We start from the raw sequence: 20,082 nt of genomic DNA on the forward strand, positions 1-20,082 counted from the left end.
AGTAGGCTCGGGCCGTGACCGACGACGACTTGTGGCAGCTCACCCGCACCCGGCTCTTCTGGGCCGGGATCCTGGCCAACGGCGTGACCACCGACGAGGGAGCGGCCGCCGTCGAGGCTGCGCTTCCCACCCGCCCGTCGGCACGTAAGGACCTCGAACGCCTCCACCACCTGGCCACCGACGAGCTGACCGGCATGCTCGCTCTACTGTCGGACGACGAGCCGCGTTGGACCGGCGGCGAAGGCTCCACCGTGGGGGACGTCCGCCGCATGCTCGACCGTTACACCGGGTGAGCGATCGCGCGGTCATTCCCCACGCGCCCGGCGCAGCAGGCGCATGCCGTTGACGATCACGATCAGCACGGACGCCTCGTGGACGAGCATCCCGATCGACATCGTCACCCCACCGAACAACACACCCGCCAGCAGCGTCCCCACCGTCAGGAGCGCGATGACGATGTTCTGCCTCATGACCATCACGGTGCGCTTCGCCAAACCGATGGCCTGCGGGATCCGGTCCAGCCGGCTGGTCATCAGGGCGATGTCGGCCGTCTCCACCGCGACCGCCGAGCCCGCCGCCCCCATCGCGATCCCGACGTCGGCCAGGGCGAGCGCCGGGGCGTCGTTGACACCATCCCCGACCATCGCGACGACGCGGCCCTCGGCCTGGAGGGCCCGCACCACGTCGAGCTTCTGCTCGGGCAGGAGCCCGGAGCGGGCGTCGGCGATCCCCACCGTCCCCGCGACCGCCGCCGCGACCCTCGCCTGATCGCCGGTGAGCATGAGGACGCGAGTCACACCGACGCGGTGCAGGGCTGCCACCAGCTCAGCGGCCTCGGGTCGCACGGCGTCGGCCACCCCGATGGCGCCGACGACGTCGCCGTCCACGGCCACCATGAGCGGGGTGTGGCCGGCGTCGGCGAGCGTCGCGGCCGCCTGGGCCGCCCACGCGTCGCCCTGCGGCGCGACCAACGCGAGGGTGCCGACGGCCACCTCACGCCCACCGACCATCGCGACCACGCCATGTCCGGGCACTGTGCGCACACCGTCGGGGATGGCGGGCACGTCCAGCCCGCGGGCCACCGCCTCCTCGACGACGGGGAGGGCCAGCGGATGATCCGAGCCGGCCTCCGCGCGCGCGGCCCAGCCGAGCACCTCGTCGGCGGTCCAGTCACCGCGGGCCACCACGTCGGTCAGCGCGGGCCGGCCGACGGTGAGCGTGCCGGTCTTGTCCAGCGCGACGGTGTCGACGCGGGCTGCAGTCTCGAGGAATTCGCCGCCCTTGATGAGGATGCCGTCGCGGGCGGCGCGGCCGATGCCCGCCACCAGCGCCACCGGCACGGAGATGACCAGGGCGCCGGGGCAGCCGATGACCAGGAGCGTGAGGGCCAGTTCGAGGTCGCGGGTGAGCAGCCCCACCACGACGGCCAGGGCGATGATCCCCGGGGTGTACCAGCGGGAGAAGCGCTCCATGAACTGCTGGGTGCGGGCCTTGGCGTCCTGCGCCTCCTCCACCCGGTGGACGATGCGTGCGAGGGTGGTGTCGGCGCCGACGCCGGTGACGTCGAGGGTGACGAATCCGTCCGCGACAATCGTGCCGGCGAACAGGGAGTCCCCTGCGGACTTCTCGGCGGGGATTGATTCGCCGGTGATCGCGGCCTCGTCGACGGCCGCCCGCCCGGAGGTCACCACTCCGTCGACGGGGACCCGCCCGCCGTGCTTGACCACCACGGTCTCGCCGACCCTCACCTCACCGGCCGGCACCTCCACCTGGGCACCGTCGCGGACGACGGTGGCGGTGTCGGGCACCAGGGCCACCAGCTCGGCCAGTGCGGAGCGGGTCTTGGCCAGGGTCGCGTCCTCCAGCGCGTGGCCGACGGCGAAGAGGAACGTGACCGCGGCAGCCTCCCAGTAGTTGCCGATCGCGATGGCGCCCACGGCGGCGACGGCGACCAGCAGGTCGATCCCGATCACCCGCAGCCGAAGCGCCCGCACCGCGGATCGGGCCACCGGTGCGCCGGCCACGACGGCGGCGGTCAGCATGAGCCAGTCGGCCGCCGGCCACGCGAGCGCGCCGGCCACCCATGAGGACAGGATGAGGAACCCGGAGAGCGCCGGCACTCGCCAGCGGTGGGACAGGAGTGTCATGGCAGGTCCTCAGAACGCCGACGGGCGGGCGGTGTAGCCGGCCTTGGCGACGGCGGCCACGAGTTCGTCGACGCTGGTGCGGCTGAGGTCGTGATCCACCTCGATGCGGGAGGAGGCGAAGTGGACCTTCGCCGTCGTCACCCCGGGCAGCGCGCTGAGTGCCTTCTCGATCTTGGCCACGCACGACGGGCAGCTGAAGCCTTCGGCGCGGAGGGTGGTGTGGGTGATGGTCGCGGTGGACATGGTCTCCTCCTGGAGGGTCGATGCCGCTGGATGCGGCGATGTCTCGACGCTACGGGGGTACCGCCGACGTCTCCTTGACGTGGATCAAGCCGCGGCGGGCAAGCCTGGGGCAGGGTGGGGACATGACTCAGCACGTGCAGGTCCATCACGCCGGCGACACCTGCGTGGCGCTGGTCCCGGTGTTTCGCGGGCTGGACGCCGGCCAGCAGGAGGAGGTGGCAGGATTCGCGAGGCCGATCAGGGCCGCCGCCGGTGAGCAGCTGCTCGCCCCGACCGACCGGACCAGACGCCTCCTTGTCATCCACCGCGGAAGCGTCCGGGTGGTGCACCTCCTGGACACGGGCCATGAGCGCGTCGTGCGGGTGATAGGACCGGGCAGTGTCGTCGGCGAGGCCTCCTTCATCCTGGGACGCCGCCCGGACAACTACGCCTATGCCGAGACCGACGCCGAGCTGTGCTCGTTCGACCACGCCGACCTCGCGCGCCTCGTCGCCCGCTACCCGGACATCGCGGTGCGGATGCTGCAGATGCAGGCGGAGCGGCTGGCCGCGGCCGAGCGGATGCTGGCCGCCTTCGGGGGGCGGGACGTGGGCGCGAGGGTCGCGGCGTACCTCTTGGACCTCCCGGCCCGCCGCGACCCCGAGGGCGCGGTCGTCGAGCTGCCCATGGCGAAGAAGGACGTGGCGAGCTACCTGGGCACCACCCCGGAGACGTTCAGCCGCCGGCTGCGCGACCTCGTCGACGACGGCGTGGTGGAGCTGGCGGGCCGCCGCGAGGTGCGGATCCTCGACGCTGAGGCGCTCGAGCGCCGCGCCGACGCTACTGGGTGATGTCGTAGCGCAGGAGGCGGGCCTTGTCCGCCTTCCGCGTGGAGCCCTGCAGGGCCAGCAGCTCGGCGTAGATGCCGTCGGTGGCGGCCAACTCGGCGGGGGTACCGATCTCGTCGATGCGGCCGTCGCGCAGCGTCACGATCCGGTCCACCGTCGAGATCGTCGAGAGCCGGTGGGCGATGATCAGCGTGGTCCGGCCCTCCATCAGCTCCTCCAACCCGGCCTGCACCGCGCGCTCGGACTTGGTGTCCAGGGAGCTGGTGGCCTCGTCGAGGATGAGGATCGGGGCGTCCTTGAGCAGGGCCCGCGCCACGGAGAGCCGCTGCTTCTGCCCGCCGGAGAGTTTGACTCCCCGTTCGCCGATCTCGGTGTCGAAGCCGTTGTGGAGGTGCGAGATGAACGTCATCGCGTTGGCGCGCCGCCCCGCGACCGCCAACTGTTCGTCGGTGACCCCGTCCTGCCCGTAGGCCATGTTCTCGCGGATGGTGCCGGAGAACAGGCTGGCGTCCTGGAACACCACGCCCACCTCGCGGCGGAGCGCCACGGTCGGCACGTCGTCGACGGACTGGCCGTGGACGCGAAGCGTCCCGGAGGTCACCGGGTAGAGCTTCATGATGAGGTTGACCAGCGTGGTCTTGCCGCCTCCGGATTCGCCCACGAACGCGATCCGCTCGCCGCGGTTCACCGTGAGGTCGATGTCCCTGAGGACGAGGTCGTCGGTGCCGTCACCGTCGCCGTAGCCGAAGTCCACGTGGTCGAACTCGATCACGGGATCGGACTCCACCCACTGCACCACGGCCGACGGCGCGGCCTCCAGCGCGTTGTTGGGCTCGTCGGTCTCGTCCATCACCTTGAAGTACTCGCGGCTTCCGGCGACGGCGCGCTGCGTCATGTCCACCCAGTAGCTCATGGAGGTGACGGGCATGCGCGCCATCGTGGTGAGCTGGATGAGGAGGACCATGGTGCCGACGGTGTACTGACCGCTGGCCGTCTGGTAGAAGATGATGGCGTAGATCCCGAAGAACACCACGTCCAGCGCCCCCCTGCGCCAGAGGTCCATGGTGTGCCAGAACCGCGACTGCTGCCGCGACAATCCGATGGCGTCGCGGTAGTGGCCTTTGAACGACTCCAGCTCGCTCTTCTCGGTGACGAAGCTCTTCACCACCCGCATCTGCCCGATCACCTCGGAGAAGCGGCCGCCGGAGATGTCGTAGTGGTCGTTCTTCTGCTTCTCCCACACCTGCCACTTCGTCGACGTCCTGGCCGTCAGCCACACGAAGGTCGGGTAGATGAGGATGAGCAGGATCGTCAGCCACGGCGAGTAGAACGCCGTGATGACGAGCACCGCGAGCAGCGTCACCACCGTCGGGAAGAAGCCGTTGCTGAAGGTCTGGAGGAAGTCTGTGATCGACGTGATGGAGCGGTTGAGCCGGGAGATGATGGTGCCGGTGAGCTCGTTGTCGTAGTAGCGCTGCGGGAGGCGCAGGAGCTTGCGGTAGTAGTTGGCCGAGAGGATGGCGCGCAGCCGCACGGACATCAGGTCGCCGAAGTAGCCCGAGACGTTGGTGATCGCCGAGTTGGCCAGCGCGATGATCAGCAGCACCACCGCCAGCCACATGAGGTCCGCGACGGTCCCGCCTCGACCCTCCGCGATGTCGACCACCGTGTCGGTGGCCCGCGCGATGACGAACGGCGTCAGCAGCGCGGTGGCGGAGGTGGCGATCGCGCCGAGGGTGACGGTGAGGTAGAGGGGCCACAGCTCTCTGGCTGTGGCCATGATGGTGACGATGCTGCGCACGGATGACTCCTTCGGGGGCACTCTACCCGCGTCGACTCTGGGCGCCGAAGCGGCCGCTCAGCCCCACCGTCGGCCCACGAGGTGGGCGCAGGAGCCGTTCCGGGCGAACACCGGGATGGCGCGTAGCGGAGCCTCGACGTCCACCCAGGCCCCGCCGTCGAGGCGCTCCCCGGTGGCCAGGGAGGTCCAGGTCGCTCCGGCAGGAAGGTAGACGCGCCGCGACCTCGCCCCCTGCTCCACCACCGGAGAAACCAGCAGGTCCGGCCCGAAGAGGAACTGGTCGGTGAGCGTCCAGGCGACGTCGTCGTCGGGGAAGCCGTGGAACACCCCCCGCATCACGGGTTGGCCGTCGCGGTGCGCCTCGGCCATCGCGGCGCGGGTGTAGTCACGCAACGCCTCGCGGAGGAACAGGTGCTCGCGCAGGACACCGTAGACCTCCTCGCCGTAGCTCCACACCTCGTTCGGAGCGCCCGACGGGAGGCGCGCCGAACCGTCGGCCCCGACCACCGCGACACCCGGCGCCCGGTCCCCGTGCAGCCGCATCACCGGCAGGAAGGTGCCGAACTGGAACCAGCGCACGAGCAGCTCGTGGAACGCCGGGTCGTCGACGTGGCCGCCGTAGAAGCCGCCGATGTCGGTGGTGAACCACGGGATGCCGGCCACCCCGATGTGGATGCCTGCAGTGATCTGGGCGCGCAGCGATGCCCAGGTGGACGCGATGTCACCGGACCACACCAGGGCCCCGTGGCGTTGGGAGCCGGCCCAGGCGCACCGGACGAGGTTGACCACCCCGTCGACGCCGTCTGCGGCCTGGCCTTCCGCGAACGCCCGCGAGAACGCAGCCGGATAGAGGTTGCCGACCGCGAGCGCCTGGCCGGCATGGAACCGGTAGGCAGACGCCTCGTAGGCGCCCCACTCCGGCTCCGCCTCGTCGAGCCAGAACAGCCGCACCCCGCGGTCGGCGTAGTTGCGCCGGCAGGTGTCCCACAGCCATTGCCTGGCCCCCGGGTTGGTGGCGTCGACGAACCGGCTGGGCCCCTGGAACCACATCTGGACGTCGATGCCGGCGTTGGTGCGGGCGAGGTAACCGCGTTCGGCCAACTCGTCGAAGTTCTCGGACTCCAGCGACACCTGCGGCCACACCGACACCATCAGCTCGACGCCGAGGCCGGCCAGCTCGGCCGTCATGGCCTCGACGTCTGGCCAGAACTCGTCGTCGAAGCGGTAGTCGCCCATGTGCGGCCAGTGGAAGAAGTCGGCCACGATCACGTCCAGCGGCAGCTCGCGACGCTTGTGTTCCCGCGCCACCTCGAGCAGCTCGTCCTGGCTGGCATAGCGCAACTTGCACTGCCAGAACCCCAGCCCGAACTCGGGCATCATCGGCGCGTGCCCGGTGGCGTCGGCGTAGCGACGGTGGATCTCGGCCGGAGTGTCGGCCGCCACCACCCAGTAGTCCAGCTGGGTGGCGGACTCGGCCACCCACTCGGTCCGGTTGGCCGCGAAGGTGGCCCGGCCGATGGCAGGGCAGTGCCAGAGGAATCCGTAGCCGGCGCTGGACAGGACGAAGGGGACGCTCGCCTGGGAGTTGCGGTGGGCGAGTTCGAGGGTGGATCCCTTCAGGTCGCCGACGCCGTCCTGGTACTGCCCCATTCCCCAGAGCCGCTCGTCCGACGGCGCCTCCAGCGCAAGCGTCGCACGGTAGCCTCCGCCCGGCAATGGCTCGTAGCGCCGGGCGTCGCGCTTGAGCGCTCCACCTGAGGTCACCTCGCGGAACAGCAGCCGGCCGTCCCTGTCGCGGAACTCGAGACGGCAGTCGAACCGGGTCTGGCCGTACTGCCAGTCCAGCCCGGAGTGTTGGTGCGCCACCACGGTGAGCCCGCCGGTGGTCAGAGTCGCGGTGTCGCCGTCTACGACGACCTCGGCCGAAGCCGCGGGACCGGGGAGCAACGCCCAGTCGGCGTCGCCCACCTCTCCGATGGCCGACCGCACGCGCACCGAGCCCTCACCCCACGCCTCGACCGTCAGGGACTCGCCACCGCCGAGCCACCGGAACCCGCAGTCGCGGACCTCGAGCACCTCACACCCCCGACGCGGCGTGCGACGGCGACGGGGCCAGGATCCCGGCCCCCCACAGGTGGCCGGTGGCCAGGAAGGCGGCCGCCGCGATGCCGAAGACGGCGCCCAGCCCCGGCATCATCACGTAGACCGCCGCGACCCCCAGCACCCCGGCGGCCACGAGCAGCGCAGAGGCCGGCCGGCCCACCGTCAGGATGAGGCTTCGCCGCAGCAGGGCGAAGGGACCCTCCGCGAAGTGGGCCTGGAGCACCCACAGGTTGCTGGTCATCACGAACAGCACCAGCATCGCCAGCAGGAGGACGGCCTCGACCGCTCCACCGGGCAGGCCGAGCTGGAAGTTGCCGAGGATCCAGTACTCGTAGGCCAGCAGCGCCCACACCGGGGTGACCACCCAGCCCAGCCCGTTGGCGCTTCGGAACTCCCGGCGCCACAGGTCCGCGAACTCGCGGTGCAGCGGTGCGCGGGGCGTCGCAGGCGCCCCGCCGGCTTCGGCCCGCCGATCCATCGCGTCGCGACGCAGCACCCCCATCGCGGCAGACGTGGCCGGGAAGATCCCGAGCACCACGGCGCCGGCGAGCGTGAAGGCGATCCACAGCAGATTGATGAGGGACAGGCGAAGAGTGGTCTCCCCCAGGCCGGTGTGCCAGCCGACGACGCGGCGCATCAGCCCTTCACCGACCCGATCATGACGCCCTTCTCGAAGTACTTCTGGATGAAGGGGTAGACCACGATGACCGGCAGCGTGGCCACCACGATGACGGCGTACTTGATCTGGTCCGCGTAGTCCTGCCCGTACGCGCCGCCCGTCCCGCCGGCGGTTCCCGCTCCCCCGGCGAACGCCTGATTCTGCAGCAGGATGTCACGCAGCACGATCATGAGGGGCTGCTTGTCGTAGGTGCGCACGAACACCAGGCCCGTGAAGAAGTCGTTCCATCGGGCCACCAGGTAGTAGAGGCCGATCACGGAGATGATCGCCTTGCTCAGCGGCAGCGCCACCCGCAGGAAGTACTGGAAGTGGTTGAGGCCGTCGAGCATGGCAGCCTCGTAGAGCTCGTTGGGCAGTGAGTTCTCGAAGAACGCGCGCGCGATGATGAGGTTGTAGACGTTGACGGCGCCGGGGAGGATGAACACCAGCCAGTTGTCGATCAGCCCGAGGTCGCGGTAGAGCAGGTAGGTGGGGATGAGCCCGCCGCTGAAGAACATGGTGAACGCGAAGAACAGCGTGAGGAACCGTCGCGGCCGGAACTCCGGCCGGGACAGCGCGTACGCGGCCGGCAGGGTGACGAGCAGGTTCAGCGCGGTTCCCACCACCGCATACACGATGGTGTTCCGGTAGCCGATCCAGATGCGGGTATCGGCGAACACCTGGGCGTAGCCGAAGAAGTTGATGCCCTCGGGGAGGAACACCACCCGCCCTGTGGAGACGAGCCGGGGCTCGCTGATCGAGGCGATGAGGACGAAGTAGACGGGGTAGATGATGGCGAAGAGGATCGCCAGGCACACCACCACGAGGGTGACGACGAAGAGGGTGTCGCTGGGGCTCTGGTTTCTGAGCCGCGCCAATCGGGTTGTTGACATGATCCGCTCCTACCAGAGGCTCGTGTTGGAGTAACGCTTGGCGAGCCAGTTGGCGCCCACCAGGAACGCGAAGTTGATGGCGGTGTTGAACAGGCCGATGGCGGTGCCGTAGCTGAACTGGTTGCTGACGATGCCGATCTTGTAGACGTAGGTGGCGATGACCTCCGAGACCGGCAGGTTCAGCGTGTTCTGCATCAGGAAGATCTTCTCGAAGCCGGTGGCCAGAATGCCGCCCATCGTGAGGATGAGCAGGATGATCATCGTCGGCACCAGGGCAGGGATGTCGACGTGGCGGATCAGTCTCCAGCGGTTGGCGCCGTCGACGCGGGCCGCCTCGTAGAGCTGCGGGTCGATCGAGGACAAGGCGGCAAGGTAGATGATCGAGTTCCAGCCTGCGTGTTGCCACACCTCGGAGATGACGTACACCGGCACGAAGGAGGCGGTGTCGCCCAGGAAGTTGCCCTCGAAGCCGAGGAAGTAGAACAGCCGCGCGACGACGCCCGACGTCGGGTTGAGGAACACCTGCAGCATGCCCACCATCACCACGACGGAGATGAAGTGAGGCAGGTAGGTGGCGGTCTGCATGAACCGCTTGCGGCCCGGGCGGAAGATCTGGTTGACCACGAGAGCCAGGATGATCGGGGCGATGAAGCCGAACACCAGGGTCGAGAAACTGATCACGAAGGTGTTGCGCAGCAGGTTCCAGAAGAGGGGGCTCTCGAAGAACTGGACGAAGTACTTGAGGCCCACCCAGTCGCCGCCGGTGAGGCCGGCCTGGAAGTCGAACTCGCGGAAGGCCAACTGGATGCCGTACATGGGCACGTAGGAGAAGAGCCCCACGAACGCGATGGCGGGCAGCAGCATCACCCATAGCTGCCACTGCCGCGAGACGTGGCGCCGCAGCCTGGCAGGAGGGGACAGCTTGGGCCGTGCCCCGGGCGCGAGAACCGTGGTGGCCTCGCGGGTCAGTGTCGTCATGATTCGGTCCTTAGGGGTGGGACCAATGGGCGCCGGAGTTCGGCGCCCATTGGTCGGCCGATCACTGGTTGGCGACGAACTCGTCGTAGTAGCGCTGGTAGATCTCCACGTTCTCAGGCATGCCGAGCCCGTCGAGCTGGGTGACGTAGTCATCCCACTGGTCCTCGACGCCGCCCTGGGTGACCCACTCGGCGAACTTCGCCATGGTGAGCGACAGCACGTTGGTGTTGTTGAGGTTGAGCGTGTTGAGGTCCTCGGCCGTCATCTTGACGAACTTGAACGGGTAGACGTCGGCTTCGGGATCCACGGCGTCCAGGGCCGGCTGGAGCGGAACCGACTGCTCCACGGCCTCCGCGACGTCAGTGGGAAGTTCCAGCTCGATCGACTCGCGAATCCAGAACGGACCGGCGTCGGCGATGGTGTTGGTCCACTTCCAGGACGACGGATCGGACGTGCCGTCGGAGGGCGGCAGCACCTTGTAGGCGTTGTCGCCGGTCTCCTCCACGTACTCGCCGATGTCGCCGAACAGCACCTCGACGGAGCGGGTCTGGTCGTAGAACTCGTTGACCACCTTCAGCGCCAATTCCTGGTTGTTGGACTCGGCGGCCACGATGATGTGGTTGGCGGTGTAGTTCTCGTCGTCGTAGCTCCAGGTCACGGGCTCGGACTGACCGGCCTCCGCCTGCAGCTGGGGCAGCGCGGCGTACTGGGGCGCCAGCTGGGCGCCGAAGCGGTCGGACGAGGTCCACCCCCATGAGAAGCCGACGGCCGCATCGTCGCCGTTGCCGCGGCCGACCGACTGGTAGGCGGAGTAGTCCTGAGTGAACGCCTGCTCGCTGATCAGGCCCGCGGCCCAGGCCTTGTGCAGGAAGGAGACGAGGTCGCGATAGCGCTCGTCGACCATGAAGTTGGACACCTCGCCGTCCTCGACGAAGTAGCCCTGGCCGCCGCCGTTGTTGATCGGGAGGCCGGTGGAGCCGAGAAGGGCCGAGGGCTGGAAGTAGCCGAAACCACCGGTTCCCACAGGCGACCAGTCCCACGGGATCTCGTCGTTCGGGTCACCGTTGCCGTTGGCGTCCTGCGTCTTGAACGCCGAGAGCACCTCGAACAGCTCGTCCCACGTGGAGGGTGCCTCAAGGCCGAGGTTGTCCAGCCACTGCTGGTTGATGTACTGGTGCGTGATCGCCAGGGGCCAGAACCGCTTGTACGACGGAAGCGCGTAGGCCTCACCGGTGGGCAGGGTCGCCAACGCTTCCAGGCGGGGATCCGAGTCGAACATGGCGGCGACATTGGGCATGGCCTCCATGTGCTCGGCCAGGTTGAGGAACAGCGAGCTGTAGGTGGCAAGGTCAGTGTCGGTGATGGCGTTGCCGCCGATGATGATGTCGGGGACGTCACCCGCGGCGAGCATCGTGGCCTTCTTCTCGGGCCAGTCCGCCGCGACCTCCTCCCACTCGATGGTGGCGCCGGTGGCCTCCTGGATCTTGTTCACCCACTCCATCTCGGCCATGGGCTTGGTCAGGGGATGCTTGATGGCCAGGATCCGCAGCGTCTCCGGGTCCTGCTGTTCGCCGCCGCAGCCGGCCAGCAGCACTGCGCTGGTGGCCAGGGCCGCGGTGGCAGCGACAATCTTCCTGATCTTCATGTCGGTGTTTCCTCTCTTCGTTGAGGTCACGCGCTGGGGAGCCAAACGCGCATGGCACCGGAGGCGCGGTTGCCCCAGGTGTGGAAGGGGATGGCGCGCACGGTGACGAGCTCCCCGGTGGCGACCGTGGAGGGCTCGCCGTAGAGCGGGCCCTGCTGCAGTCGTGGGGTGACCGCGATCTCGAGGCCGTCGTCGGACTGGAGGGGCGGCGTGGTGGGGTCGACGACGAGGTCGTCCAGGCGGACCCCGTCGGGGAGGTCCACCTGCTCGACGCAGTACACCTGGGGGCCGCGCTCCAGGGCGACGCAGCCACGGACCGCGTCGACGCGGTGGTTGGCCTGCGTCCAGCGGGGAGCCATCGGCAGCTCGAGAACCAGCGGGCCGTCCGGGAGAGTGACCCTGGAGTAGCCGTCAGCATCGGGGGTGGCGGGGGCGCCGTCGACGGTGGCCGCGACTGCCCAGCTGGGGATCCGGAGCGCGACGGTGAGGCCGGCCGGGCCGGAGATCTCGACGCGGCCGTCGTCGGGGTAACTGGTGCGCACCGTCACGGTGCCGCCACCGAGCGCGGGAGGGATGTCGACCTCACAGGCCGTGTAGAGATGGATGGCCAGCGCGTCGCCATCGACCGAGGCGACGTAGCCGCTGAGCTGCGCGAAGACGCGGGCGATGTTGGGCGGGCAGCAGGCGCACGCGTACCAGGGGGTGCGCTCTCGGGGGGCGTTCTCCTCCGAGTAGCGGTCCGGGCGCAGCTGCAGGGGGTTGGAGTAGAAGAACCGGGTGCCGGTCTCGTCGAGCGACGCCGCCAGCGCGTTGTGGAGCTCCCGCTCGATGGTCTCCGCGTAACGGGAACCACCCTCGGCGAGGTACATCCGCCAGTTCCAGTGCAGGTCGGCGATGGTGGCGCAGGTCTCCGCGTAGGCGCGGTCCGAGGGGAGCTCGTAGTCGTCGCCGAAGGCCTCGTCGCGGTGCCGTGATCCGAAGGCGCCCGTGATGTACATCTTGCGCTCGTGGGCACTGTCCCACTGCGCGCGCATCGCGTGGAGGAGTTCATCGTCGCCGCCCTCGAGGACCAGGTCGGTGACACCGGCGTTGAGGTAGAGCTGGCGGACGGCGTGGCCGACTGCGCTCGTCGACGCACGCACCGTCGCGTGGTCCTGGAAATAGCGGGCGCCGAGGGAACCCACCTTGAGCAGGCCGGAGCCGCGATGGTCCACCTGATGGCGGGCCAGGTCCAGGAAGCGGCGCTCCCCGGTGTGGCGGTACAGCTCCACCAGCGCGGTCTCCAGCTCGGGGTGCCCGCAGTAGCCCACCTGGTCCGCCTGCGGCCCGAAGGTCGCGTCGACGAGGTCGACGAAGGGGATCGCGAGGTCGAGAAGGTCGCGGCGCCCGGCACGGGCCAGGGCGACGGCGGCCTGGACCATGTGGCCGAGCACGTACATCTCGTGTGTCCAGTCCAGTTCGTTGAACTTCTTCTCCGGGTGCACGCCCTGGATCCAGGTCATCACGTAGCCGTCCGGCTCCTGCACGCGGGCGACGAGTCCGATCACGTCATCGAGCCAGGCGTCGAACTCGGTGGTGCCTGTGCGGGCGATCTCCCAGGCGACGGCCTCGATGGTCTTGTAGAGGTCGGAGTCGGCGAACCAGAAGCCGCGCCACTCGGACTCGGACTCGCCGATCACCCGGCGGAAGTTGTCGAGGTTTCCGGCCTCCTCCAGTTGGGCGATGCAGTGCGGAATGGTCGCGGAGGCGTTGCGCTGTTGCCAGGCGCCCAGACGCGAGGCGGGGTCCAGGCGGACCGCGGAGATCGCCATGGGGAGGCGGGAGGATGCCGCCACGGGCGCCGCGGGGGCGACGAGGGGCGGCGAGTACGAGATGGTCACCTGTGACCCTTTCAACGATGAAATCTCTTAGGAGGATCATGCGTCCTTGATTCAGCGTTGTCAAGAGCGGGACAAGAATGGGCAAGATCACAGTTCCATCAAGACTCTCATCGGCGGCGTCAACGCACCAGGGGGCCCGAGCCCTGCGGGCTTCGCTACACAGGTGCCTGCGCGGGTAGTGGCGGGTTACCGGGGCGCTCGAGGAACAGGGTGGACAGAGTGTCGGTCGTCCACGTGGTGTACCTGTCGACGGACCAATGACGTTGCTCGGTGAGGTTGAGGAAGACGTCAGAGCCGACAAGGGTGAGCAGCACCTCGGTGGCCTCCGTCGGGTCGAGTCCGTTCCTGAGCAGCCCGTTGGCGGCGAGGGCGTCGACGTAGCTGCGGTAACTCCGAACCCGGAGGGCGTCGTGGTGTGCGATCACATCGGTGATCTCGGGATCGGTCGTCGAGGCTGCCAGGACAACTCGGTCGAGGCTGGCCGACCGGGACAGGATCGTGGCGACGTTGGCGACGAACAAGCCGATCGCGTGGGGGCCATCCATGGTCGTGGTCGCCTCGCGCCACCACGGCGTCATCTCGGGCGGGACAGGCTCCTCCTCACCCATCACGGCCGAGTCGATCGCCGCGGTGAGCAGCGCCGCCTTGGTATGGAAGACGAAGTAGACCGTCTGCACAGCGACCCCCGCCGCCTTGGCGATAGCGGCCATCGTGGTGCCGTGATAGCCGCCCCTGCGGAACTCCTGCGTCGCCGCTTGGACGATCTTGAGCCGGGTGCGGGCGGCACGCTCTTTTCGAGGAAAACTCTTGACTTCGGTCATGGCTGTGATCACTATAGAAGAAATTGACTAGTGACACTCACTAGTTACCAACTTTAGTGGAGGCCAAGATGTACCCACAGGGTTTGCCGAGTCGTCGCGTCTGCCGTTGTGGGCAACGATTCACATAGTGACGGTGATGACGTTGATCCTGACGCTGTTCGGTCTGGCGGGCCTGGCGGTCCGCCACGGCACAGCGTGGGGCAGGCTTGGCATCGTGGGTACGGTGCTGGCCGTGCCCGGCATCGTCGTCGGAGCCGGCCTCTTCCTGACCGAGGCTTTGGTCTTCCCGGTGCTGGCACAGGAGGACGCTGCGCTGCTCGACCTCGACGGCCCCCTGCTGGCTTCGGCACCTTTCCGGCTGGCCGGAGGCGTGATTCCTCTCTGGCTGGTCGGGATGGTCGTCGTCGGCATTGCCGTCGAGAAGGCAAAGGTCCTGCCGGGCAGCACCGGGACACTGCTCACCGTCGCCACTCTGCTCGTTGCCGCCTTCGCGGTTCCGTTCGTGCCGATAGCAGGTCAGCTCGCTGGCGTGGTCTTCTCCGCCGCACACGCCTGGCTCGGGTGGGCCCTGCTCGCCAGCGTCCCCCCACGCGGGCGTCGTGCCGCCGAGCCCGCCTCGGTCTCTGAACCATGAGCGGCCAACACACGTCGCAGCACCCGGATCAGTCCATCAGCAGGCCATGGATCATTCAGATCGCAAGCCAGATCATCGCTTGAGGAGTGAGCAGCCGGATCGACCGGGCTCGGCACCTCAGTCGCCTGGTCCTCCGGGAGGATGTCCCGTCGACGCGCGCGCGACGAGGTGCGCGCCGGTGTGCACCTCGCGGGGTGGGCCGGCGTAACCGTCGAGGCGGTCGACGAGCAGCCGCACCGCGTGGCCCGCCATCGCGGCGGCCTCGGGAGACACGGAGGTGAGAGCAGGCAGGAGGAAGGCGCCCTCCTCGGTGTCGTCGAAGCCCGTCACCGCGACATCCTCAGGAATGCGCAACCCGGCGTCGCGCAACGCCCGCATCGCGCCGACGGCCAAGGCGTCGTTGACGCTGACCACGGCATCGAACGATTGACCGGTGCGCAGCAGTCCGGCCATCGCTTCGTAACCGGACTCCCGCCTGTCCCAATCCGATCCGGTGACGATGGTGACGTCGTCGCGGCCCAACCCCACGGTTCCCAGGGCGTCGAGGATCCCGCCGAACCGCTCACTAGGATCCACCCCGATCTCGCCGTTCCACAGCGCCACGAACCGACGGTGCCCCTGCGCCAGCAGGTGCTCGGTGACGAGTCGCATGCCGATGCGCTCGCCCATCGCCACCCAGTCAAGGCCGGCGGTCCTGGCGCCACCCAGCTGCACCACCGGACGGGGCGGCGCGACGTCGGGCATCTCCCAGCTCAAGGCGTGCGGCAGGATGATCACACCATCCACGCCCGGGGCGGCGTCGCCGACGACGACGCGCCGCTCGTCCGCCCCGGCCTGGGCGATGATCAGGGTCGAGGTCAGCCCGCGCGGGGCGAGCTCCGCCATGAGGCGCTCGGCCATCTCGGCGAAGTACGGCTGGTGAAGGTTGGGCACCACGAGCGCGATGCGGCCCGTGCGTCCGGACGCGAGCCCGCGCCCGGCTGCGTTGACGACGTAACCCGTGGCGGCGACCGCCTCCCAGACCCGGGCGCGCGTCACCTCCGACACGTTGGGCCGCCCGAGCAGCACGTTCGAGACCGTCTTGGCGGACACTCCCGCGATGGCACCGACGTCCTGCAGAGTAGGGCGCGGGGTCACGGCCTGCGCCGTCCCATGGTGGACTCGCGCCGAACAAGATCCACCGGGATGGTGACGGCCCGCGGTCCCTCGTGCTGGCGGCCCTCGATCCGGTCCGCAAGGAGATCCAGCGCCGCCCGGGCCATCGCCCTCGGGTGAGGGTCGACCGTGGTCAGCGACGGCGACGAGAAGCGGCCGTCGACGAGGTTGCCGCTGCCGAGCACCGCGACGACCTCCGGGCACTGGACGCCGCGCGAAGCGAGCGCCACCAGCGCGCCGAGCGCCACCTCGTCGTTGGCGCAGAGGTAGGCATCGGCCTCCGGATGCCTCTCAAGTGCTGTGAGCGCTGCGGCCATGCCGGCAGCCCGGTCGAACGCGGGGCCGCACGCCACGAACGGCACCTGCTCGACGTCGATGTCGACGGCGGCCAGCGCAGCGCGCAGCGCCTGCGAGGGGCGCGTGGCCTCGCCGCCGCGCTCCAGGCCGTGGCCGCGGTCCGCCCCCAGCACCACGGGGCACGATCTGCCCATCACCACCAGATGCCGCGACAGCAGCGCGGCGGCGACCGCCACGTCCTCGTCCACCCTGTCGAGTGCGACGTCGACGCGCGCGCCCTGGATGACGACCACCGGCGGCGGTTCGGCACCAGACGCCGCGATCCCCGGGGGCAGGTCCCCGATGATCACCACGCCGTCGTGGGTCCGGCCCGTGGCGGACAGCACGGCCCTGAGGCGGAAGGCATCGCCGCGAGTGGGCTCGACGGCTGCGTCGAACCCGCGCCGGGACACCTCGTCGACCAGAACCTCGACCAACGCGGCCAGGTAGGGCCGTCGAAGCCCGGGGACCGCGATGGCGATGGTGCCGGTGCGTCCTGTGCGAAGGTTGCGGGCGCTGGTGTTGGGCGTCCAGCCCAGCTCGGCGACGGCGGCGCGGACGCGGTGAACCACCTCGGGACGGGTGTGTGGTTCGCCGTTGACGACGCGGGAGACGGTCTTGATCGACACGCCGGCGAGCGCTGCCACCTCACGCATCGTCGTCGCCATGGCGCTCAGGATAGCCCGGTTGCTCATGACGGAGTCCGGGCCGGCAAAGGGGACGGGCCCACCCCCGCAGGGATGGGCCCGTCGGCCAAGCTCGTCGGGTCAGCGCTCGCTGATCGGCACGTAGTCTCGCTGGGTCTCGCCCACGTAGATCTGGCGCGGACGCCCGATCTTGCGGTGCGGATCGGCGTGCTGCTCGCGCCACTGCGCGATCCAGCCCGGCAGCCGGCCCAGCGCGAACAACGCGGTGAAGTGCTGCGAGGGGAAGCCCATCGCCTCGTAGATCAGGCCGGTGTAGAAGTCCACGTTGGGGTACAGCTTGCGCTCGATGAAGTAGTCGTCGTTGAGCGCCGTCTCCTCCAACTCGAGTGCCATGTCCAGCAGCTGGTTGTTGCGTCCCGAGATTCGCAGCAGCGCGTCGGCGTGGCCCTTGATGATCTTGGCGCGGGGGTCGTAGTTCTTGTACACCCGGTGGCCGAAGCCCATCAGCTTCACGCCGGACTTCTTGTCCTTGACCTGACTCACGAACTCCTTGATGTCCAGCCCCTCGTCCTGGATGCGCGAGAGCATTTCCAGGACGGCCTGGTTGGCGCCGCCGTGCAGCGGCCCGGACAGGGCGTTGACGCCGGAGCTGACCGAGGCGTAGATGTTGGCGTCGGCCGAGCCGACCAGGCGCACCGTCGATGTGGACGCGTTCTGTTCGTGGTCCGCGTGCAGGATGAACAGCGTCTCGAACGCGCGGACGATGTCCGGGTCGATCTGGTACTCCTCCTGCGGCGTGCCGAAGGACAGGCGCAGGTAGTTCTCGACGTAGCCCAACTTGGTCTGCGGGTAGAGGAACGGTTCGCCCACGGAGCTCTTGTAGGCGTAGGCGGCCAGCGTGGGCATGGACCCCAGCAGCCGGAGCGATGCCTCCTCCACCTGGTTGGTGTCGTGCACCGACAGCGTGTCGCGGTGGAAGGAACCGAGCGCCATGATGCCCGCGGCCAGCACCTGCATGGGATGGGCCCCGCGGGGGAAGCAGCGGTACAGCTCACGCATGCGCTCGTCGAGCATCATGCGGCGGGAGATCTTGAGGTTGAACTCCTCGAGCTCGTCCTGCGAGGGCAGGTGGCCGTAGATGAGGAGATAGGTCACCTCGATGAAGGTGGCCTGCTCGGCGAGCTGCTCGATGGGGTAGCCGCGGTATTGCAGGACGCCCTCGTCACCGTCGATGAATGTGATCGACGAGGTGCATGAGGCGGTGTTCACGAAGCCGGGGTCCAGGGTGGTGGTGCCGGTGGACGACAGGACCTTGCCAATGTCGAACCCGTTGTTGCCCTGCGTGGCCTCCACGATCGGCAGTTCAAGTTCGAGATCCCCGTACTTGAGGACTCCGCTGTCGGTCATGCGATTGCCTTTCTGTGGTCCCGGCGACCTTCATGGGCGCCGTCGATGCCTGTTCAATGGCCTGCGCCCCCACCATACAACGCTGGAAGGAACCTCCGGAAAGAGTCCAGTCCCGTTGTCGACACCACACAAAACAGCCCCCACCCCTGAGGATGGGGGCTGCTGGGACGGTGGCTCAGATGCCGTCCGAGGACTCCGAGCGACGAATGGTCTCGCCGGTGTTGGGGTCGTTCACGATGCGCGTCTCGGTGGTGCGGCTGCGGTTGGACGCCAGCAGAGCCCAGATCAGGCCGATGACGCCGGCCGCCATGAGGATGTAGCCCACGAGGTCCAGGCTGATGTAGGGAATGTCGGCCTCGACGGCGAACGTGAGGATGGCGCCGAGCGCGATGAGGAAGACGGACGATCCGATTCGCATGATGACTCCTTGGGTTGTGGGCACATGTGACATCTTCACCGTACCCAGATCCCGCCTCGTTCAAACAGGAGGCGCGCCGGGCGGAGCACCCGTCCGTTTGCCTGGAAGACACCCGCCGTCGACCTCTTCGGAATAGATTGCTCGCGTGACGATCCAGCAGCCTCCCGCCGTCGACGGACTCCCACACGCCGGCGCCCTGTCGAACATCCCGGCACCGCGGGGGAAGGTGGTGAGCTGGGCGTTCTGGGACTGGGGGACCCAGCCGTTCGCGACCGTGATCACCACCTTCGTGTTCTCCGTCTACCTGACCAGCGCGGCCTTCGGGGACAAGGACGACGTCACCATGAAGCTGGCCTGGGCGACGGGGTCCGCCGGGTTGCTGATCGCCCTGCTGGCACCGGTCCTGGGCCAGGGCGCAGACCGCACGGGCAAGCGCATGTTCCACCTGCGCTGGCAGACGTGGCTCCTGGCAGCGATCTGCGCCGCCATGTACTTCGTGGCGCCCGCTCCCGAGTACTTCCTGCTCGGCGCCGTGCTCCTCGGCGCGGGCAACGTGGTCTCCGAGATCGCCAACGTCAACTACTACGCGGCGCTGGACCAGGTCAGCACGCCGTCGAACGTCGGCCGCGTCAGCGGCCTGGGATGGGGCCTCGGCTACCTCGGCGGCATCACCATCCTGCTCGTCATCATCGTCGTCCTGGGCTCCGACTTCACACCCGACGACGTCCGGCTCGCCATGCTCATCTGTGGCGCCTGGACCGTGCTGTTCACCATCCCCATCTTCCTCGCGCTCAAGGACCGCCGCCCAGACCACGTGGCACCGGCCCTGGGCATCGTCGGCTCCTACGTGGCACTCTTCCGCTCGATCAGGAAGGTGTGGCGCGACAGTCCCAACACCCTGTTCTTCCTCATCGCCTCGGCGCTGTTCCGCGACGGGCTGGCCGGCGTGTTCACCTTCGGCGGCGTGCTGGCTGCCGGCACGTTCGGATTCACCTTCGGCGAGGTGGTGATCTTCGGCGTGGTGGCCAACGTGGTCGCCGGCCTCGCGACGATGGCGTTCGGCCTGCTCGACGACAAACTCGGCCCCAAGACCGTCATCCTCATCTCCCTGGGAATGCTGGTCGGGCTCGGTCTGGGCATCTTCTTCTTCCACGACGGCGGCAAGCCCGTGTTCTGGGCGTTCGGCCTGGGCATGACGCTGTTCGTGGGGCCGGCGCAGTCGGCCAGCCGCTCCTTCCTGGCGCGGCTCATCCCCGAGGGCATGAGCGGGGAGATGTTCGGGCTCTACGCCACGACGGGAAGGTCGGTCAGCTTCCTGGCGCCGCTGATGTTCGGGCTCGCCATCGCCGTCGGCGTGGCCGTCACGGGCTCCGGGGAGGAGTCCAGCCAGTACTGGGGCATCCTCGGGGTGGTCCTGGTCCTGTTGGCCGGCTTCATCGTCGCCCTGTTCGTGAAGCAGCCACGACGCTCGGCGCCCGCCCAGGCCTGA

General features: G+C 68.7%; 18 protein-coding genes. 4 read left to right on the plus strand and 14 right to left on the minus strand.

Translation table 11 applies throughout. The features are described from left to right. Nucleotides 1-14 precede the first annotated feature (14 nt). Nucleotides 15-293 carry a hypothetical protein gene (locus tag ACX1D0_RS12140; RefSeq protein WP_459018169.1) on the plus strand — a complete coding sequence of 93 codons (279 nt, stop codon included), beginning with the start codon at nucleotides 15-17 and terminating at the stop codon, nucleotides 291-293. A 12-nt stretch (nucleotides 294-305) separates the two neighbouring features. On the opposite strand, the gene ACX1D0_RS12145 is transcribed toward ACX1D0_RS12140, so the two are convergent. Beyond that, nucleotides 306-2,147, minus strand: a complete 1,842-nt coding sequence (locus ACX1D0_RS12145; protein WP_459018170.1) for a heavy metal translocating P-type ATPase — start codon at nucleotides 2,145-2,147, stop codon at nucleotides 306-308. A 9-nt stretch (nucleotides 2,148-2,156) separates the two neighbouring features. After that, nucleotides 2,157-2,390, minus strand: a complete 234-nt coding sequence (locus ACX1D0_RS12150; protein WP_459018172.1) for a heavy-metal-associated domain-containing protein — start codon at nucleotides 2,388-2,390, stop codon at nucleotides 2,157-2,159. A gap of 122 nt (nucleotides 2,391-2,512) precedes the next feature. Between ACX1D0_RS12150 and ACX1D0_RS12155 the strand changes: the two genes are divergently transcribed. Further along, complete coding sequence (locus ACX1D0_RS12155) at nucleotides 2,513-3,220, plus strand: Crp/Fnr family transcriptional regulator (RefSeq protein WP_459018173.1); 708 nt, start codon at nucleotides 2,513-2,515, stop codon at nucleotides 3,218-3,220. Here the strand turns inward: ACX1D0_RS12155 and ACX1D0_RS12160 are convergent. The 8 genes from ACX1D0_RS12160 to ACX1D0_RS12195 all read right to left on the minus strand — a co-directional run bounded on the left by ACX1D0_RS12160 (nucleotide 3,210) and on the right by ACX1D0_RS12195 (nucleotide 13,996). Further along, entirely contained in the window at nucleotides 3,210-5,018 is a 1,809-nt protein-coding gene (locus ACX1D0_RS12160; protein WP_459018175.1) for an ABC transporter ATP-binding protein, read from the minus strand. The two genes, ACX1D0_RS12155 and ACX1D0_RS12160, sit on opposite strands and share 11 nt — an antisense overlap. Nucleotides 5,019-5,075: 57 nt before the next feature. After that, complete coding sequence (locus ACX1D0_RS12165) at nucleotides 5,076-7,094, minus strand: glycoside hydrolase family 31 protein (protein ID WP_459018177.1); 2,019 nt, start codon at nucleotides 7,092-7,094, stop codon at nucleotides 5,076-5,078. A 1-nt stretch (nucleotide 7,095) separates the two neighbouring features. Next, a complete protein-coding gene (locus tag ACX1D0_RS12170) occupies nucleotides 7,096-7,758 on the minus strand; it encodes a YesL family protein (protein ID WP_459018179.1) in 663 nt (220 codons plus the stop codon). Next, nucleotides 7,758-8,672: a carbohydrate ABC transporter permease gene (locus tag ACX1D0_RS12175; protein ID WP_459018180.1), complete on the minus strand. Its 915-nt coding sequence runs from the start codon at nucleotides 8,670-8,672 to the stop codon at nucleotides 7,758-7,760. Before ACX1D0_RS12175 ends, ACX1D0_RS12170 begins: the two co-directional genes overlap by 1 nt. A gap of 9 nt (nucleotides 8,673-8,681) precedes the next feature. After that, nucleotides 8,682-9,650 carry an ABC transporter permease gene (locus ACX1D0_RS12180; protein ID WP_459018181.1) on the minus strand — a complete coding sequence of 323 codons (969 nt, stop codon included), beginning with the start codon at nucleotides 9,648-9,650 and terminating at the stop codon, nucleotides 8,682-8,684. 61 nt (nucleotides 9,651-9,711) lie between these two features. Further along, nucleotides 9,712-11,295, minus strand: a complete 1,584-nt coding sequence (locus tag ACX1D0_RS12185) for a type 2 periplasmic-binding domain-containing protein (protein ID WP_459018182.1) — start codon at nucleotides 11,293-11,295, stop codon at nucleotides 9,712-9,714. A 26-nt stretch (nucleotides 11,296-11,321) separates the two neighbouring features. After that, nucleotides 11,322-13,175, minus strand: a complete 1,854-nt coding sequence (locus tag ACX1D0_RS12190) for a glycoside hydrolase family 127 protein (protein WP_459018183.1) — start codon at nucleotides 13,173-13,175, stop codon at nucleotides 11,322-11,324. A gap of 155 nt (nucleotides 13,176-13,330) precedes the next feature. Beyond that, entirely contained in the window at nucleotides 13,331-13,996 is a 666-nt protein-coding gene (locus tag ACX1D0_RS12195; protein WP_459018185.1) for a TetR/AcrR family transcriptional regulator, read from the minus strand. A 136-nt stretch (nucleotides 13,997-14,132) separates the two neighbouring features. Here ACX1D0_RS12195 and ACX1D0_RS12200 point away from each other — a divergent pair, with 136 nt between their 5' ends. Then, nucleotides 14,133-14,630, plus strand: a complete 498-nt coding sequence (locus tag ACX1D0_RS12200; RefSeq protein ID WP_459018186.1) for a hypothetical protein — start codon at nucleotides 14,133-14,135, stop codon at nucleotides 14,628-14,630. A gap of 117 nt (nucleotides 14,631-14,747) precedes the next feature. Here ACX1D0_RS12200 and ACX1D0_RS12205 read toward each other — a convergent pair whose 3' ends face one another. From ACX1D0_RS12205 to ACX1D0_RS12220, 4 genes are all read right to left on the minus strand, one after another. Beyond that, nucleotides 14,748-15,767: a LacI family DNA-binding transcriptional regulator gene (locus ACX1D0_RS12205; protein ID WP_459018187.1), complete on the minus strand. Its 1,020-nt coding sequence runs from the start codon at nucleotides 15,765-15,767 to the stop codon at nucleotides 14,748-14,750. Further along, entirely contained in the window at nucleotides 15,764-16,816 is a 1,053-nt protein-coding gene (locus tag ACX1D0_RS12210) for a LacI family DNA-binding transcriptional regulator (RefSeq protein WP_459018188.1), read from the minus strand. Before ACX1D0_RS12210 ends, ACX1D0_RS12205 begins: the two co-directional genes overlap by 4 nt. A gap of 72 nt (nucleotides 16,817-16,888) precedes the next feature. After that, a complete protein-coding gene (locus tag ACX1D0_RS12215) occupies nucleotides 16,889-18,175 on the minus strand; it encodes a citrate synthase (protein WP_459018189.1) in 1,287 nt (428 codons plus the stop codon). 175 nt (nucleotides 18,176-18,350) lie between these two features. Continuing rightward, the gene (locus tag ACX1D0_RS12220) at nucleotides 18,351-18,593 is read right to left on the minus strand and encodes a DUF6458 family protein (protein WP_459018190.1); all 243 of its coding nucleotides are present in this window, start codon (nucleotides 18,591-18,593) and stop codon (nucleotides 18,351-18,353) included. 145 nt (nucleotides 18,594-18,738) lie between these two features. On the opposite strand from ACX1D0_RS12220, the gene ACX1D0_RS12225 reads away from it, so the two are divergent. Beyond that, on the plus strand, nucleotides 18,739-20,082 hold the full coding sequence (locus ACX1D0_RS12225) for an MFS transporter (protein WP_459018192.1): 1,344 nt from the start codon (nucleotides 18,739-18,741) through the stop codon (nucleotides 20,080-20,082).

The sequence above is a fragment of the Tessaracoccus pujii genome (assembly GCF_054483895.1).

Bases quoted from the DNA above. Each gene is read 5' to 3' on its own strand.
- ACX1D0_RS12145 (WP_459018170.1), bottom strand. From the start codon at position 2,147: ATGACACTCCTGTCCCACCGCTGGCGAGTGCCGGCGCTCTCCGGGTTC.
- ACX1D0_RS12150 (WP_459018172.1), bottom strand. From the start codon at position 2,390: ATGTCCACCGCGACCATCACCCACACCACCCTCCGCGCCGAAGGCTTC.
- ACX1D0_RS12155 (WP_459018173.1), top strand. From the start codon at position 2,513: ATGACTCAGCACGTGCAGGTCCATCACGCCGGCGACACCTGCGTGGCG.
- ACX1D0_RS12170 (WP_459018179.1), bottom strand. From the start codon at position 7,758: ATGCGCCGCGTCGTCGGCTGGCACACCGGCCTGGGGGAGACCACTCTT.
- ACX1D0_RS12175 (WP_459018180.1), bottom strand. From the start codon at position 8,672: ATGTCAACAACCCGATTGGCGCGGCTCAGAAACCAGAGCCCCAGCGAC.
- ACX1D0_RS12180 (WP_459018181.1), bottom strand. From the start codon at position 9,650: ATGACGACACTGACCCGCGAGGCCACCACGGTTCTCGCGCCCGGGGCA.
- ACX1D0_RS12185 (WP_459018182.1), bottom strand. From the start codon at position 11,295: ATGAAGATCAGGAAGATTGTCGCTGCCACCGCGGCCCTGGCCACCAGC.
- ACX1D0_RS12195 (WP_459018185.1), bottom strand. From the start codon at position 13,996: ATGACCGAAGTCAAGAGTTTTCCTCGAAAAGAGCGTGCCGCCCGCACC.
- ACX1D0_RS12200 (WP_459018186.1), top strand. From the start codon at position 14,133: ATGACGTTGATCCTGACGCTGTTCGGTCTGGCGGGCCTGGCGGTCCGC.
- ACX1D0_RS12210 (WP_459018188.1), bottom strand. From the start codon at position 16,816: ATGAGCAACCGGGCTATCCTGAGCGCCATGGCGACGACGATGCGTGAG.
- ACX1D0_RS12215 (WP_459018189.1), bottom strand. From the start codon at position 18,175: ATGACCGACAGCGGAGTCCTCAAGTACGGGGATCTCGAACTTGAACTG.
- ACX1D0_RS12220 (WP_459018190.1), bottom strand. From the start codon at position 18,593: ATGCGAATCGGATCGTCCGTCTTCCTCATCGCGCTCGGCGCCATCCTC.